The 14,995-nt window shown below is 45.2% G+C and carries 9 protein-coding genes; all 9 read right to left on the minus strand.

Annotation, left to right across the window (positions count from 1 at the left end):
- Window positions 1-284 precede the first annotated feature (284 nt).
- The 9 genes from ACRRU2_RS26740 to ACRRU2_RS26780 all read right to left on the minus strand — a co-directional run bounded on the left by ACRRU2_RS26740 (window position 285) and on the right by ACRRU2_RS26780 (window position 14,407).
- Window positions 285-3,398 carry a cohesin domain-containing protein gene (locus ACRRU2_RS26740; protein WP_432506342.1) on the minus strand — a complete coding sequence of 1,038 codons (3,114 nt, stop codon included), beginning with the start codon at window positions 3,396-3,398 and terminating at the stop codon, window positions 285-287.
- Between the two features lie 239 nt (window positions 3,399-3,637).
- Window positions 3,638-5,242: a response regulator gene (locus ACRRU2_RS26745; RefSeq protein ID WP_432506344.1), complete on the minus strand. Its 1,605-nt coding sequence runs from the start codon at window positions 5,240-5,242 to the stop codon at window positions 3,638-3,640.
- Complete coding sequence (locus ACRRU2_RS26750) at window positions 5,239-7,041, minus strand: cache domain-containing sensor histidine kinase (protein ID WP_432506346.1); 1,803 nt, start codon at window positions 7,039-7,041, stop codon at window positions 5,239-5,241. The genes ACRRU2_RS26745 and ACRRU2_RS26750 overlap by 4 nt, the downstream gene beginning before the upstream one ends.
- Window positions 7,038-8,495, minus strand: coding sequence for an arylsulfatase (locus tag ACRRU2_RS26755; RefSeq protein ID WP_432506348.1), 1,458 nt, complete (start codon window positions 8,493-8,495; stop codon window positions 7,038-7,040). The genes ACRRU2_RS26750 and ACRRU2_RS26755 overlap by 4 nt, the downstream gene beginning before the upstream one ends.
- Before the next feature lie 328 nt (window positions 8,496-8,823).
- Window positions 8,824-9,780: an ABC transporter ATP-binding protein gene (locus tag ACRRU2_RS26760; protein ID WP_432506350.1), complete on the minus strand. Its 957-nt coding sequence runs from the start codon at window positions 9,778-9,780 to the stop codon at window positions 8,824-8,826.
- A complete protein-coding gene (locus ACRRU2_RS26765; RefSeq protein ID WP_432506352.1) occupies window positions 9,777-10,784 on the minus strand; it encodes an ABC transporter ATP-binding protein in 1,008 nt (335 codons plus the stop codon). The genes ACRRU2_RS26760 and ACRRU2_RS26765 overlap by 4 nt, the downstream gene beginning before the upstream one ends.
- Window positions 10,785-10,796: 12 nt before the next feature.
- Window positions 10,797-11,720: an ABC transporter permease gene (locus ACRRU2_RS26770; RefSeq protein ID WP_331697795.1), complete on the minus strand. Its 924-nt coding sequence runs from the start codon at window positions 11,718-11,720 to the stop codon at window positions 10,797-10,799.
- A gap of 2 nt (window positions 11,721-11,722) precedes the next feature.
- Complete coding sequence (locus ACRRU2_RS26775; RefSeq protein WP_331697796.1) at window positions 11,723-12,655, minus strand: ABC transporter permease; 933 nt, start codon at window positions 12,653-12,655, stop codon at window positions 11,723-11,725.
- A 78-nt stretch (window positions 12,656-12,733) separates the two neighbouring features.
- On the minus strand, window positions 12,734-14,407 hold the full coding sequence (locus ACRRU2_RS26780; protein WP_432506355.1) for a peptide ABC transporter substrate-binding protein: 1,674 nt from the start codon (window positions 14,405-14,407) through the stop codon (window positions 12,734-12,736).
- Window positions 14,408-14,995: the final 588 nt, after the last annotated feature.

The raw sequence follows: 14,995 nt of genomic DNA on the forward strand, positions 1-14,995 counted from the left end.
TCTCTTTTTTTCACTTCGTTTCTAAGTAGATTATAATCAAACCCTAACGGGCTTTTTTTTCTTTTATTCTGATATTTTGTTCTATTATTCTGATCAAAACCACTAAAGACAAGTATTCTACAAGGATAAACAGGCTCCGCCATCCTTCGCTTGAACGAAGGAGGCGCGTTTACCGATGAAATACAGGAACAGGTATAAGATGAAAACTTATACCTTCCTACATATTAAAAAAGCAGCGCCGCTGCAAGACTTACAAGCGGCGCTGCTCTCGCTATTCCTAAACCCTATTCCGTCAAAGATTGCGCAACAATAACCATATCCGCCAAATCAATTTTCCCATCACGATTAATATCGGCTGCTTTGATGGACTGCCAATCTGGGCTGTTGCTGTTCTTGCCATAGTTGGCGGCAATCAGTGCAAGATCGCCAATGCTGATTTTATCATCGCCATTTACATCACCAATCATGCCTGTATCTGTCTCTGTATCCACTGTAATTTCATACGAAACCGTCTCTGCCTCATATTCCGCGCCCTGCGCATCTCCGAAAACGGCACTTGCAATTTGGATTTGAGCCGTTTCCGCTGTCTCGACAGGCTTAGCCCGGAAGGACAGCTCTAGCATATTGGGCTGGTCGCTGCTAATCGCATTGGCCAGCCCCTCGCTTACCGCAATTATACGCAGCACGCCCGATGGTTCAGATTTCTCGCTCACCACTTGCAAGCCGGGTATTAAAATGTCCGCACCCGCATACTCCAACAGATTGGAATCATAATGTACGAGCAGATCTTGCGCGGTCAGCAACGACTGCACCTGCTCAATGCCGTACTGAAGCACAAAATTGCTCCCGGACTTAACCGCGGAAGGACCGGCAAGCACAGCCTGCAGCCGGCTTGCCTCCTGCACTCCTGGAACGGATATGGCTGCTTCGTCTACCAAGTATGAGCCATTTGTTCCATTGGTAGGCACTTGCAGCCGCAGTTGACTAATCGGGTTTTTACTTGGCCCAAGTTGACCTATGCCAACTTGCATACCATCTAAAAGCACAATATAGCTGGATGAATCGAAGTCTACAATCGCCTCCAGCTGCTGCCATTGATTGCTTTCATAGGGTACTGGCGTATTAACAAAGCTGCCATTATTTGTATAACTGACCGTTCCCAGATCGTTAAGGCTTAATTTCAATACTTCATTGCCCGCTGTGTCAAGATAATGAATGCCTAACGGCATCGTCTTCTGCGCCGCTTTAAACTTAGCGGATAGCTTAACTGCATCAGATTGCTGGGAGAATGACCATATGCTTCGGTTGACTGTACTGGACTTGGACAGCTTGAGCACCTTGTTGTCGCCATCCATCACTACAGATGGCGGTGTGTTGCCGCTTACAATCCAGCCATTTGGCGCCGATCCTGCTGCAGTGTCTTCAAAATTCTCAAACGACACGATATCCCAATTGCTTGTAATCAATTGAATATAAACTTGCGAACGAATAAGCACCTCATTTTCTGCATTAGAAACAGTAACCTCCAGCGGATATACGCCAAACGGTTTATTCGTTTTATTAATTATATCCAATGTAATTGTCTTCGTTTCATTCGGCAGCAGCGTGCTAATCGCTTGCGCAGATGGAACAGCCTCAATTTCTGATGGCACAGATACGAATAAAGTGAGACCGTTATAGCTGCTGACACACGGATTGCTTACTGTGGCTGTTACACGAGCCTTTCCATTACCTGTATCATTAGGGTCATAATCAAGCTTTAAGCTAGGCATGCACCCTTCCTCTGGAGTTGCGAGCACGCCATCTCCCTCATAAGCACCTATATTAGGCGCATCAATAGCTGACACTGCATTTCCATAATAATCGCGACCGCCATTGTCCCCAATAAGAACACCTGTCCCGATTGCTAGAGAGCCTACACCAAGACGATACCCCCTTGTATCCAAATGACCGGGGTTCATCAACAGCGGATCGGCTGTTATCGAGTTCGTTGCCCAGCCCGGTATGGAAGAAATATTGTAAAACAAATTGTGATCCATGCTAAGCGCCGTTGAGTTTAAATCCCAGCCTACATTTCCGCGTCCTTCTTTATAGACGATATTATTAAAAAATTGAGTATTTTGAATCGCTGCTCCATTTTGGGCATACACTTTTGGAGATAAACCGTCACCGATATACATCGTATTGTTGTAAATTTTGCCGTTTACGATTTTACCGCCGCAGCCTTGCATAAATAGCTGTGCCCGATCATTGACCGAAACGTTATAGCGGATGATAAAGTTTTTAGTGTTCGCGGAGCTGTCGGGGCAGAAGAGGAAAAATCCGCCTTCGTTATTATGAGAGAGGTTGTACTGGAAGATTATATTGTTGGTTGCATGATCAATATCAAAGGCCATGCCGTCGAGCGTGCTTATCCCGCCTGATACTCGATTGAACTGGAATGTAATATCATCCGAGTTCGCTGTCCACATGCCGGCATTATAGGATTTGGAACGTACATTAAAGCCATCGAGCGTATTATGTTCTACGAGTCCGCCAACCGTCATCTTCGGGACGATGCCGTCACCTCCGATGTCGGAAAGCTGGTTGCCGCTAACATAGACATTCGTATTGGGGTACCATTGTGCGGAGCAATCCGTGCCCCAACGGCTCAATTCCGGCCTTTTGCACCAGTTTGACCAGAAATAGATTCCTTGACGATCAACCGAATACACTTCATTATCTAAAATCTGAATATCATGAAACGCCGTAGGAACGGACGTTCCTTGGGATTCAATAATAATACCGCCAGATGCGTTGCCGAACTTCCCTGAGCTTGAGGCAGCTCCACCCCCTGTAGTCGAAGGCATCTGACCTCTTACATCATGCACCGTAAGATTCTGAAGTACAACGCCGTACAAATCGCCGGCATTCTCGCCTAGCACATAAACGCCGCGACGCGGCGTACGGTTGTCGCCCGGCGCCGTAAGCTCAAGCTCGCTCATTTGGACATATGCCATATTTTTAAGCAAAACTGCATTCGTTTGCCCATTTGCATTGATGATTGGCTTTGCTGTCCCTGTACCGTATGCGCTGATAATAATCGGCTCGTTCTCTGTTCCTGAGCCCGATGGGGTAAATTGTCCCAAGCAGGTCGTTCCGCGCTTAAACAATATCGCCTCCCCTGGCTGCAGCTGCACAGCATTAATTTCACTTAAGCTTGAAAATGGCGTTTGCTGGCTTCCATCACCCTGACCAGAAAATGAACAATCCACATAGTAAGCGCTTCCACTATGTACCGCAGCATTATCTTTCTCACCGCCGCCCTCCTCAAACGCGAAAGCCTGACCTGCCGCACCAAACGCCAGGATTGAGCTGATTAGCCAAACAACCGCCTTTCTAAACATTTTTCTGTTCATAATTAACGCTCCTTTCTCACTATTATGTATTTCAAAATCTATTATAAAAAATATGGAAAATGCTTTTTTTCTTTTATTCTGATTTTTTGTTCAAATATTCTGTTTTTTCCAAAAAAGAGCAACTTCTCTCCCGGTCAGGTAACAATTTTAATAGCGAAGACGCCAAAGAGGCCTTGGCGTCTTCGGTCATTGCATTTTGAAAAATTTCTCAATTATGCGCAATAATCGCTGCATACTACTCATTTTTTATTTTTTTTAAACTCCAATGGCGACATGCCCATCGTTTTTTTGAAAACTTTCGTAAAATGGCTGGAATTTGTATAGCCTACCTTTTCAGCTAGCTCCCCGATATTGCACTGATTGGTCACGATAAGCTCTCTAGCCTTGTCCAAGCGGATTTGGGTCAAGTAATCATTGAAATTGACACCCATCTCCTTTTTGAACAATCCGGACAAATAGGTTTTGTTCAAATGAACAATCGAAGCAGCCTCCTGCAGCGACACATTGCCCATATAGTTCTGTTCAACGTATTGGCAAACCTCGGTAATAGCCGGACTTCTCTTGTTCTTATTGACAACGCTCATAAAGTCGTTTACCTGGTCAAGCAGCCAGGCTTTGCAATCCTGAAAGGTGGCCGCCTGATCAATACCTACAAATCGGACATTTTCTACAGGCGCAGCAGATAAAGACTGAAGCTTTCGTCTCATCATGTATGCAATTTCTAAAAACACCGACTTCACATCAGTTGCGAGCAAATGCTTTTTCTCTTCAATCGCCCTTACCAGACGAAACAATTCTTCTTGAAGCTCATCATAATAGTCGATTTCCAGCAGTTGGGCAGCCTTCTCATAAAGTGTGCGGCCCTTCTCCTCATGCGTTCTGCTTTGAATATCAAAAATAATATCCTGATAACAGACGATTACTTGCCTGCCGTAAAACAAATTTTGTCCTAGTGCTTGCCCTGCTTCCTTCCAGCGCTGATTCAATTCAGTAATATTCCCGTATATTTCACTAATGCCGATAGCGGCATGCAGCTTTAAATAGCTCCATAGGTTGACAGAGATGCGATTAGCAAAATGAAGCATGCGCTCACGAATCGATTTGCTGCCCGTATTCGGAATATTGATCGTCACAGCAAACAATCCGGTATCCATCGGACATGAGTTGCCTATTCCGAGCTCAGCCTCCAGCGTTTCCTCTACAACGTTGACTACTGCCAGTTCCAGCAGCTCGCGGCTTTTAAATTGCGCAGCCTTTTGTTCGAATTCCGCAGCCTCAAAGCCTACAGCCAGCACGACAGGATATTTCATTTCGAGCTTTAGTTGAAGAAATTCTTTTTTATGCAAAAAATTCACTATCGCCTTTTCTTCGCCTCGAATTAGCTCCTTCAAATATACGTTGCGCAGCGCCTGCTGGTTTTCATTAATCGCCTTGCGCATATTTTTCAGCTCATCGCCTATTCGCTGTTCATTGCTTATATCATTGCTGATACGCTTCAGCGCTTCGTTCAGCTCGTCTACCGTAATTTCAGCCTTTAACAAATAGTTGCTCGCTCCCAGCCTCATGCCTTCCGAGGCATAATGAAATTCCTCATAGGCGCTCAAAATCAGAAAGCGGACGTGGGGTTTATTGCTCTTCAATTGCTGAATCAGCTGCAGCCCATCCATTAAAGGCATTCGGATATCTGTAATTACTAAGTCAACCGGATGCTCCATGCAATATTCATAGGCTTCTCTGCCATTGGCAAAGGTGCCTTTCAGCTCTGCCGGAAACTCCGTTTTCTCAAGCATAAGCTGAAGCCAATTAAGCATCTGAAGTTCATCATCCACCAATACAACCTTCATCGCGGCTTCAGCTCCTTTTCACTGCGAAATGCAGGGAAGTTTATCGTTGCCTTTGTATATTTATCCTCAATCCGCTCTAAATACAATTCGCCTTCATGGCCAAAATGCATATCGAGGCGATGGCGAATATTTTGAAGCCCTGTGCCTGTACCATGGTTGGGATTACGATCTTCGCCCCTATGATTAAAGCCGATCCCGTTATCAATAATTTCAATGACAATGCGGTCATTTTCCTTATAGCCCTTAATCCATATCTTTCCTGTTTCCTTCAAAGGCTCTATGCCATGGAACAGCGCGTTTTCTACAACGGGCTGCAAAAGCATATTCAAGGCCCGATAATGCAAAATTTCTTCCTCCAGCTCCCACTTCACCTCGAACGAATCCTTAAGTCTTGCCCGTTGAATCGTCAAGTAATGCCGCAAATGATCCATTTCCTCTTGAATATAAACAAACTCGCTTTTTTGGGAAAGTGTTTTGCGCAATAGCTTAACCAAGGAAACAATAACAGAATCAGCCTGTTGGCTGTCGCCGGTCACGACCATATAACGGATCGAGGCTAAAGTGTTGAACAGAAAATGCGTATTGATCTGAGACTTTAAGGCCTCTAGCTCCGCACGTCTTTTTTGCTCCTGCTGATTGAACAATTCCTTGTGCAGCTGCTCTATCCGGCTCACCATATGATTAAAACGGAAGGCCAGAAACCCGATCTCATCCTTAGAAACAATGTCGGAGCGGATCGACAAGTCTCCTTTTTCCACCTTGTTCATATCTACGTAGAGCGATCGTATCGGGACAGACAGCCGCCTTGAAATAATATATGAAAGGAACAGCCCCAAACAAATAATGATAATAAAGATAAACCAATTGTTCCTTTGAACCTGATTGATTTTTTCAAACAATTTGTCATACGGTGAAAAGAGGATCAAGTTCCAATCGGTTTTCGACATATGATAATAATTCGCCAGCTGCTTGCGGCCATCAATCTGCGTCGATTCAAAGTGTTGCTGCTCGTCATTTTCATCCGGATAGTACGAGCGGTCCGCTATATTTGCACCTAATAAACTCTTGTCGCTAGCAGTTAAAATATTTCCTGCTGCATCCGTCAGCATAATTGCTTCATAATCCTCTATTGAGCTTTTGATCTGATTATAGATAAAGGATTCCTTCACGCTAATAATCAATAGTCCGATATTTTTGCCGCTCTCATAGTCCTTTAGCATTCGTGCAACCGCAATACTATGCTCCTCGCCAATTGCAGAAGCCAGCTCCGGTGAAGTATTGCGCATCAAATAAACGGCTCCGTCCTGCTGCTCCACTTCCTTATACCAGGGCTGGCTGGCAAGCTTGGACAAGCCTACCTGGCCTTCATAGATCGAGTGCATTTCCAACCCGTTAAAACCAAAAATAGAGACGTGATAATCCAGCCAAGTAAAAGCGTATTTGTAGTTGACGATCATGCGGTATACAAATTCCTTTTTCAGCTTCTGCTCATACGAGCCGCTAGCCGTAGGTGACATAAGCAGCGTTCTGAGCTCGGAGCTGCCAAAATAAATATTGGACAGTGATACGATATTATCGATCATTATATCAAGCTTCTCCGTTACAACCGCCAGATTGCGCATTTTGGACAAGCTGATCTGTTCCTCCATATTTTTTTTGGACAAATAAAGAGAAATATAACCAAAAAATAAAAGTGACAGCACGGTTATACCTATAAAGGAAATTAATATTTTATGCTGGATGCTGCTGGATGAAACGATGAATTTACGAAAAATGCCCGTTCCCGCTTTTCGCTTCATAGAATATGGCTCAACACATTTTGCACAGGGCGGCCGGTAATGAGCTGCTCGCCATCCGTATAGCCTTCCTCCCTGCCAACCAATTCATCGATGACACGTTTGCGCCAAAGCGATACTTCGTCTTTGCAGACGGCGTCGTTCACAAGATTATATAATTCCTGAGGGTCCTGCTCCAGATTAAAATATTGCTCCTCGCCTGTCTGCGAATACCAAATGTACTTGCGCTTCCCATCCGTTGCAAATTGATAGGAAAGCTCTCCGTGCGCATGCTCCCCGTGAATATAGGAGCGCCATTGCGGCTGGGGCTGCCCTTGGGCCAGCGGAATAAGGCTTGACCCATCCACGCTTTGCGGAATAGCAATTCCTGCAGCGTCAAGCAGCGTCGGCATAATATCTCGAAGCTCGACAACCTGATCTACTTGCTGCCCCTGTCCAAGGTCAAGCAGCCCAGACGGATCGCTCAATATGAGCGGAATCTTCGCACTGCCCTCGTAGGCAAGGCGCTTCTGGAAAAGATAATGATCGCCCATTAAATCACCGTGATCTGATGTGAATAAAATAATCGTATTGTCGCTTACTCCAAACTCGTACAACGCATTAAGGAGTCTGCCTATTTGATTATCGATATGGGTAATCAAGGCATAATACGCCGCCAAGGCATCCTTGCGCATGCGATCATGGACAATTCCTTTGCCAGTAGTCGGATTTAAGCCGTCTCTTGCGCGGTCCTCCGTATCTGCCCAATCGCCTATCGGCGGCTCTGGCAAATCCATATTTTTATATAAATCAAAAAAAGCTTGCGGCGGATCAAGCGGCGAATGTGGACGAACGAAGGAGGTCCACAGGAAGAAAGGCTTGCTCGGATCTCTTCTTCTTAAAAAATCAATCGATTTTGTAACCGCCCAGTTGGTCGGATGATATTTCTCCTCCAAATGCCATGGCCGGGCGACAACCGAAGCATTGCAGTCCAAGCCATGATCCATAATATCCTGGTCATAGCCGGCTCTTTCCCGCAGCCAAGGCAAATAATCGTCCGTATAATCCCACCATTCAAGCGCGGAAGCAGCTGCACGATTGCGATTGTAGTGCATATAACCGTCATGAAGCTCGATATTGTGAAAGCCGCATAAATTCCTTGTCGGGTACACATGCATTTTTCCAATACACTGCGTATGATACCCTGCCATTGCGAATTCCCCCGGCATCGTATGCTCATATTTCCATGGCACCCTATCCTGATAACCTACACGCCCATGATTTTTCGGACTCATCCCTGTAATAATTGAGGCTCTTGCCGGCACACAGGATGGCGTAGCTGTATAAGCATGTTTAAACAACACCCCGTTGCGAGCCAAATTATCTAAGTTTGGAGTTTGAATAACGGGATGCTTCAAATAGTGAAGACAGTCAAAACGCATTTGATCAACAGTAATAAATAGTATATTAGGCTTCATGCAAACGCCTCCATTTGTAATTTTATTCCATGCGTCAAGGGCATATCTTTATTATAATTGATTTTGCAACTGCGAAATTGCGTTATTTTCTGGTTTTTTAATGCGATGTTCACCTGATAGACAGCCTACGCCTCGAGTTATCCACATCATCCACAAGTTATTCACAGTAAATCCACATGAATATCTATATTTTACACACAATAAACAACCTTTTATCAACAAGTTATCCACAGTCTGTTCATCAATTCACAAAAAAAGACGCCGGACAATGCCAGCGTCTTCCCTGATTATATGGTGAACGGTCCGACAAGACCTTTCATTTCGTTAATTAAGCGTAGTGACAGGCTGCATAATGGCCTTTGCGCACTTCAAGCAGCTTCGGCTCATCATGCTTGCATTTATCTGTAGCAATCGGACAGCGAGTATGAAATTGACAGCCCGAGGGCGGATTGACGGGACTTGGCAAGTCTCCGCTCAATACAATTCTATCACGCTGCTGCTCAACCTCAGGGTCTGGTATCGGTATAGCCGACATCAACGCCCGAGTATATGGATGAAGCGGATGATCATACAGCTCCGAGCTTTCCGACAGCTCTACAATTTTGCCCAAATACATAACGGCGACTCTGTCACTAATATATTTGACCATGGAAAGGTCATGCGCGATAAACAAGTAGGTCAAGCCCATCTTGCGCTGAAGCTGCTGCATCAAATTAACAACCTGAGCTTGGATCGATACGTCCAGCGCCGAAATCGGCTCGTCTGCTACGATAAAGGCAGGATCTACAGCGAGCGCTCTGGCAATTCCGATACGCTGTCTTTGACCGCCTGAAAATTCATGCGGATAGCGCGTTACATGCTCTGCATTCAAACCTACCAAATCAAGCAGGCCTTCTACCTTTTTCTTGCGCTCGGTACGGCTGCCAGCCAAATTGTGAATATCAAGCGCTTCTCCGATTATTTCCAAAATCGTCATACGCGGATTAAGTGAAGCGTACGGGTCCTGGAAAATCATTTGCATATTGCGTCGCAGTGCTTTAAGCTCAGCGCCCTTTAGCTTGTAAATATCTTTGCCATCAAACTTAACAGTCCCGCTTGTAGGCTCATACAAACGCATAATCGTCCTGCCGGCTGTTGATTTGCCGCAGCCGGATTCCCCGACAACGCCGACCGTTTCGCCGCGTTGTATCGATAAATCAATGGAATTGACCGCTTTTAAAATATTGCCTCCGCCAAGATTGAAAAACTTGGTTAGCTCTTGTATTTGAATGAAGGGCTGACTCATACGGACACCTCCTCATTTGATTTGGCATAAGGATGCGACAGCCAGCAGGCTGCAGTATGTTCATTATTGCCATCAACAGGCAACAGAGCCGGATCATTATTGACACATACCCGCATAGCCTCATCGCAGCGAGCGCAAAAGCTGCAGCCAACCGGCGGCTTAATTAAATCCGGAGGCGTGCCATATATCGGAATAAGCGGCTCATCCTTGCTGCCATCAAGTCGCGGCATGGAGCGCAGCAAGCCTCTTGTATATGGATGCTGCGGATTTTTGAAGATCTCCCATTTCGTGCCCGTCTCTACAACTTTGCCTGCATACATAACAATTACGCGATCACATACATCGGCAACAACACCAAGATCATGCGTAATTAAAACAATAGAAGTGCCCAGCTTCTCCTGGAGGTCCTTCATGACCTGCATAATTTGCGCCTGAATAGTAACGTCAAGAGCGGTGGTCGGCTCATCGGCAATAAGCAGCGCCGGATTGCAAGCAAGCGCGATTGCAATCATCGCCCGCTGACGCATGCCGCCTGAAAATTGATGCGGGTACTGCTGCAGACGCACTGCCGGATTCGGTATACCGACCAGCTTCAGCATTTCCAGCGACCGCTCGCGCGCCTTGGCTGGAGATAGCTTCTGATGCTTCATCAGCCCCTCCGTTATTTGTTTGCCAATAGTCATCGTCGGATTCAGCGATGTCATCGGATCTTGGAAAATCATACCGATTTCCTTGCCGCGGATCGCTTCCATTTCTTTATTTGTTTTCGTAACAAGCTCCTGGCCTTTAAAGCGAATCGAGCCTCTCATCGATGCTGGCGGTGAAGGAATGAGCTTCATGATCGATTGAGCGGTTACGCTTTTGCCGCAGCCAGACTCGCCTACAATAGCTACAGCCTCGCCTTTGCCCACCTCAAAGCTCACTCCGCGCACTGCCTGCACGACTCCGCCGCGCACCTGAAACTCAACACGCAAATCATCTACTTCAAGCAGATTATCTGTCATTGCTCCCACCTCCTATTTTTTCATTCGAGGATCAAGAGCATCACGCAATCCATCCCCAAAAATATTAAAACAAAGCATCGTTAAAGAAATGAGTACTGTAGGAAACAGCATGCGCCAAGGATAATTTGTCATCGCTTTTAGCGCATCATTAATAAGGGTTCCAAGCGAAGCGGCAGGCGATTGCACACCTAGGCCAAGGAAGCTTAAAAAAGCTTCAGCAAATATAGCCGACGGCACAGTCATCGTAATGGTGACAATAATCGGACCTATCGCGTTAGGAATCAAATGCTTAAACATAATGCGCGAAGGACTTGCGCCCAGCGCTCTGGCCGCCAGTACATATTCCTGGTTTTTCAGCTGCATAACCTGTCCGCGCACAATCCAGGCCATGCTGATCCAGCCAGTTATAGCAAGAGCTAATACAATGGTAAACATGCTAGGCTTTAAAACTACAATAAGCAAAATAACGACGAGCATATTGGGAATGGAATATAGAATTTCGCAAATACGATTGAGCACCTCGTCAACCTTGCCGCCGTAGTAGCCCATGATTCCGCCGATAATGACGCCAACAACGAGATCAATCAGCGCTGCATAAAGGCCGACCTGCAAGGAAATGCCCGCTCCCATCCATGTTCGCGCAAACATATCTCTGCCAAGTGAATCTGTACCAAACCAGTACTCCGAGGAGGGCGGCTGATTGGTCATGCTTAGATTATTGGTCTGATAATCATGCGGAGTCATCATTTGGCCAAATATCGCAAATAAGCTAATAATGATAAGAATAGCCAAGCTGATCATCGACAGCTTGCTGGAGGAAAGGCGCAGCCAAGCATCCTTCCAGGCGGATACGCTTTCGCGAACGACAATCTCTGATTTTTTTTCGCTTGATTCAAGCTTAATAAAATCGTCCGGTGTTAATTGCTTGTCAGCCATCGTCAGCCTCCCCCCTTATTCATCAGCTTCATGCGAGGATCAACAAAGCCATACGCTATATCTGTCGCCAAACGTGCAACCATCAATATAACCGCATAAAACAAGGTTAATCCCATAATCAAGGTATAGTCCCGATTCGTTATACTGTTTACAAAATCTTTGCCCAAACCGCCGATACCAAATATTTGCTCGATAATAACGGAGCCCGTAATGATATTGGCTGTCATTGGCCCTACATAAGTTACAACCGGTAAAATCGCATTGCGCAAGGCGTGGCGCGTCAGTATAACCCGCCCTTTGATCCCTTTCGCTTTAGCCGTCTTAATATAGTCGGCAGACAGCACCTCCAGCATGCTTGAGCGCGTCAAGCGCGCAATGAATGCTGCCGGCAGGAAAGAAAGGGCCAATACCGGCAACACGAAATCCATCGGCTCATTTAGTCCAGTTACATTGAATAGACGCCACTTTACGCCAAATAAATATTGCAGCCCGGTCGCTACAACAAAGTTGGGAATAGAAACGCCTAGCACAGCAACAAATATGGTAAAGCCATCAAGAAACTTGCGATGATTCAGCGCTGAAATAAATCCCAGCAGCAAGCCTGCTGCAACAGCTAAAATAATTGCAAAAACGCCAAGCTGCATCGAGTAAAAGAAACCGTTTTTGATTACGCTTGCTACAGTTGTATACTGCTGCTTCATAGACATGCCAAAATCAAGATGAGCCAAATTATTCATATAATTCAAATATTGCTTCCACAGAGGCAAATCAAAGCCATATTTTGCATTCAATTGCTCTTGAATCGCCTTTGGAATGTTTTTCTCTGACTGAAAAGGATTGCCGGGAATGGCTTTCATCAGAAAAAAAGTCGCTGTAGACAAACAGAACAGCGAAACGAGCATATAAACCACTTTTTTTGTTAAATAACGAGCCATGCACAGCGCTCCTTTCTTATGAGCTGATTCAAGAGAAGAACGGGATATAAGCAGCTTATATCCCGTTCTATAACCTTATTACGGTGCTTGATAGGAGCCGCGTACGTAATTGATATCGCCTTTGAAATCAATGAAAATATCCTTGAAGCCAGGCTTCATCATATATACCGTACTGTAGTAATACAAAGGAATAATCGGTCTGTCATCCATTAGCATTTTTTCAGCATCGGCCATTGCCTTCATACGAATCGCCTGATCATCAGTGCCATAAGCTTGATCGACTAAAGCGTCGTACTCTTTCTTGGCGTAGCCTGTATTGTTATTGCCGCTTTGTGTTGTAAACAAGTCGATAAACGAGATAGGGTCATTATAATCTGCTCCCCAGCCGCCGCGGGCTACTTCGTAATTAAGCGCGTTGCGGTTTTTAAGGAATACGCCCCATTCCTGATTGCCGATATTAGCCTTGATGCCAAGATTTACACGCCACATCTCAGCGATGGCTTCTGCAACCTTCTGATGCAAATCATTCGTGTTGTAGATAATGCTGAATTCAGGCATCTCTGTCATATTCGATTCAGCCAAGCCCTCAGCAAGCAGCTTTTTCGCCTCTTCGTAATCTTCTTTAAAATAATCGTCAGAAACTTCGCTTCTGAATTCTTCCTTCTGACCCAAAATACCTGGAGGAACTAATCCAAAGGCAGGCAGCTGTCCGCCTTGTGTTACTTTTTCAGTTATATCCTTACGTGAAATCGCCATGGAAAGCGCCTTGCGGACTTTCACATTATCAAACGGCTTCTCAGTAGTATTCAACAGGAAATAGTACAAGCTTGCTGTACCTTTTATATTGAATTCATTAGGATTGCTTTCTTTTAAAGTACTTAGCTGATCAAGCGGCAGCAAGCCAGTCGGCATGCCTGCATAATCAAGCTTGTCTGTCTGATACATGCTCAGCTCAGAGCCTGAATCGTTAACCATTGTGAAGTATACCTTGCTTAGCTTGATTTGATCCTTCTCGTAGTAGTTCTCATTCGGGATCAATGTCATTGACGTATTCTTCTTCCATTCCGAAAGCTTGAATGGACCATTTGTAATCATCGTTGAAGCTTCAGCAGCAAATGCCGGGTTGTCCTTCACCGATTGATGAACAGGAAAATAGGTTTGGAAAGCCATAATACTAGCAAAATAAGGTGTAGGTGCATTAATCTTAACTTCCAGCGTATGCTCATCCAGTGCTTTAACCGCTACATCGTCTGCGCTTCCCTTGCCTGTGTTATAGGCTTCAGCGCCTTGAATATAGTACAGCAAGTATGCATAAGCAGAAGGCTCGGGCTTCAGATCAGGATCGAGCACACGTTTCCAAGAATATTCAAAATCCTGTGCTGTTACCGCATCGCCATTGCTCCATTTTGCATCATCACGAATCGTAAAAGTATAGGTTTTGCCGTCTTCCGACATCTTCCATTCCTTGGCGACAGCAGGAAGCACTTCGCCCTTCTCATTTATACGAGTAAGACCTTCATATACGCCATTAATAACTGTTGCGGATACTTGGTCCTGCGCTTGTGCCGGATCCATCGTCGGCGGCTCAGTCGATAGATTCATACGAAACTCATTTTTTGAGGCACCGTTCGAGCCTGTAGGCGCTTCTCCTTCATTACCCCCATTCGTACCAGGCTTGGATACGCATCCACTGGCAAGCAAAGCAATGACCAGCAGCATTGAAATTGCTGTAGCGAGTGACTTTCTTTTCACTTCAATACCCCCATTTTTCCCTTTATTGTTTATTTATGGCATACGATGCCGCAAGAAAAAACAAAATAAAAATCATACTTCTCATTTTTTATGTATTCTGCTGAGATCAGTATGAAGTTTACCTTGAACTTTGCTCCATTTTCCAAATAAAGCGCATGTGGTTGAACGCCGATCTGCAACACCTCACCGTACGCTGGGAAATGGATACAGTTGTTAGTATTTCGACAAAACTCTACAATATGCAACATTTTCTTTAATTACGAAGAACACTATACCCCTCTATTAATTGGGGCGTCAATGATCCAAATATATACAACCGTTTAAAATATACAATTGGTGGAAAACAGACAGCCGTACAAGCAGGGATATACGTACAAAAGGTTCCAAGACTTGCCGTTGCCGCGAAAGTAGCGTACATGGATCTTGAGGGCTAAAATGATCCATCTATTTAGCCGCCTATCTTCTATTTGCGGTGCGGTCATTAATGACCGTTAGAACCAAAAAGCAGTCTTTTTGTTGTGGTATGCGGACACTTATGACCATTAGAAGAACATTTCGTCGAATTCTCTAGCTTTTTTCCCGCTAACG

The organism is Paenibacillus sp. GXUN7292, from assembly GCF_050864975.1.
Classification (GTDB): Bacteria; Bacillota; Bacilli; order Paenibacillales; family Paenibacillaceae; genus Pristimantibacillus.

Bases quoted from the DNA above. Each gene is read 5' to 3' on its own strand.
- ACRRU2_RS26740 (WP_432506342.1), bottom strand. From the start codon at position 3,398: ATGAACAGAAAAATGTTTAGAAAGGCGGTTGTTTGGCTAATCAGCTCA.
- ACRRU2_RS26745 (WP_432506344.1), bottom strand. From the start codon at position 5,242: ATGAAGGTTGTATTGGTGGATGATGAACTTCAGATGCTTAATTGGCTT.
- ACRRU2_RS26750 (WP_432506346.1), bottom strand. From the start codon at position 7,041: ATGAAGCGAAAAGCGGGAACGGGCATTTTTCGTAAATTCATCGTTTCA.
- ACRRU2_RS26755 (WP_432506348.1), bottom strand. From the start codon at position 8,495: ATGAAGCCTAATATACTATTTATTACTGTTGATCAAATGCGTTTTGAC.
- ACRRU2_RS26760 (WP_432506350.1), bottom strand. From the start codon at position 9,780: ATGAGTCAGCCCTTCATTCAAATACAAGAGCTAACCAAGTTTTTCAAT.
- ACRRU2_RS26765 (WP_432506352.1), bottom strand. From the start codon at position 10,784: ATGACAGATAATCTGCTTGAAGTAGATGATTTGCGTGTTGAGTTTCAG.
- ACRRU2_RS26770 (WP_331697795.1), bottom strand. From the start codon at position 11,720: ATGGCTGACAAGCAATTAACACCGGACGATTTTATTAAGCTTGAATCA.
- ACRRU2_RS26775 (WP_331697796.1), bottom strand. From the start codon at position 12,655: ATGGCTCGTTATTTAACAAAAAAAGTGGTTTATATGCTCGTTTCGCTG.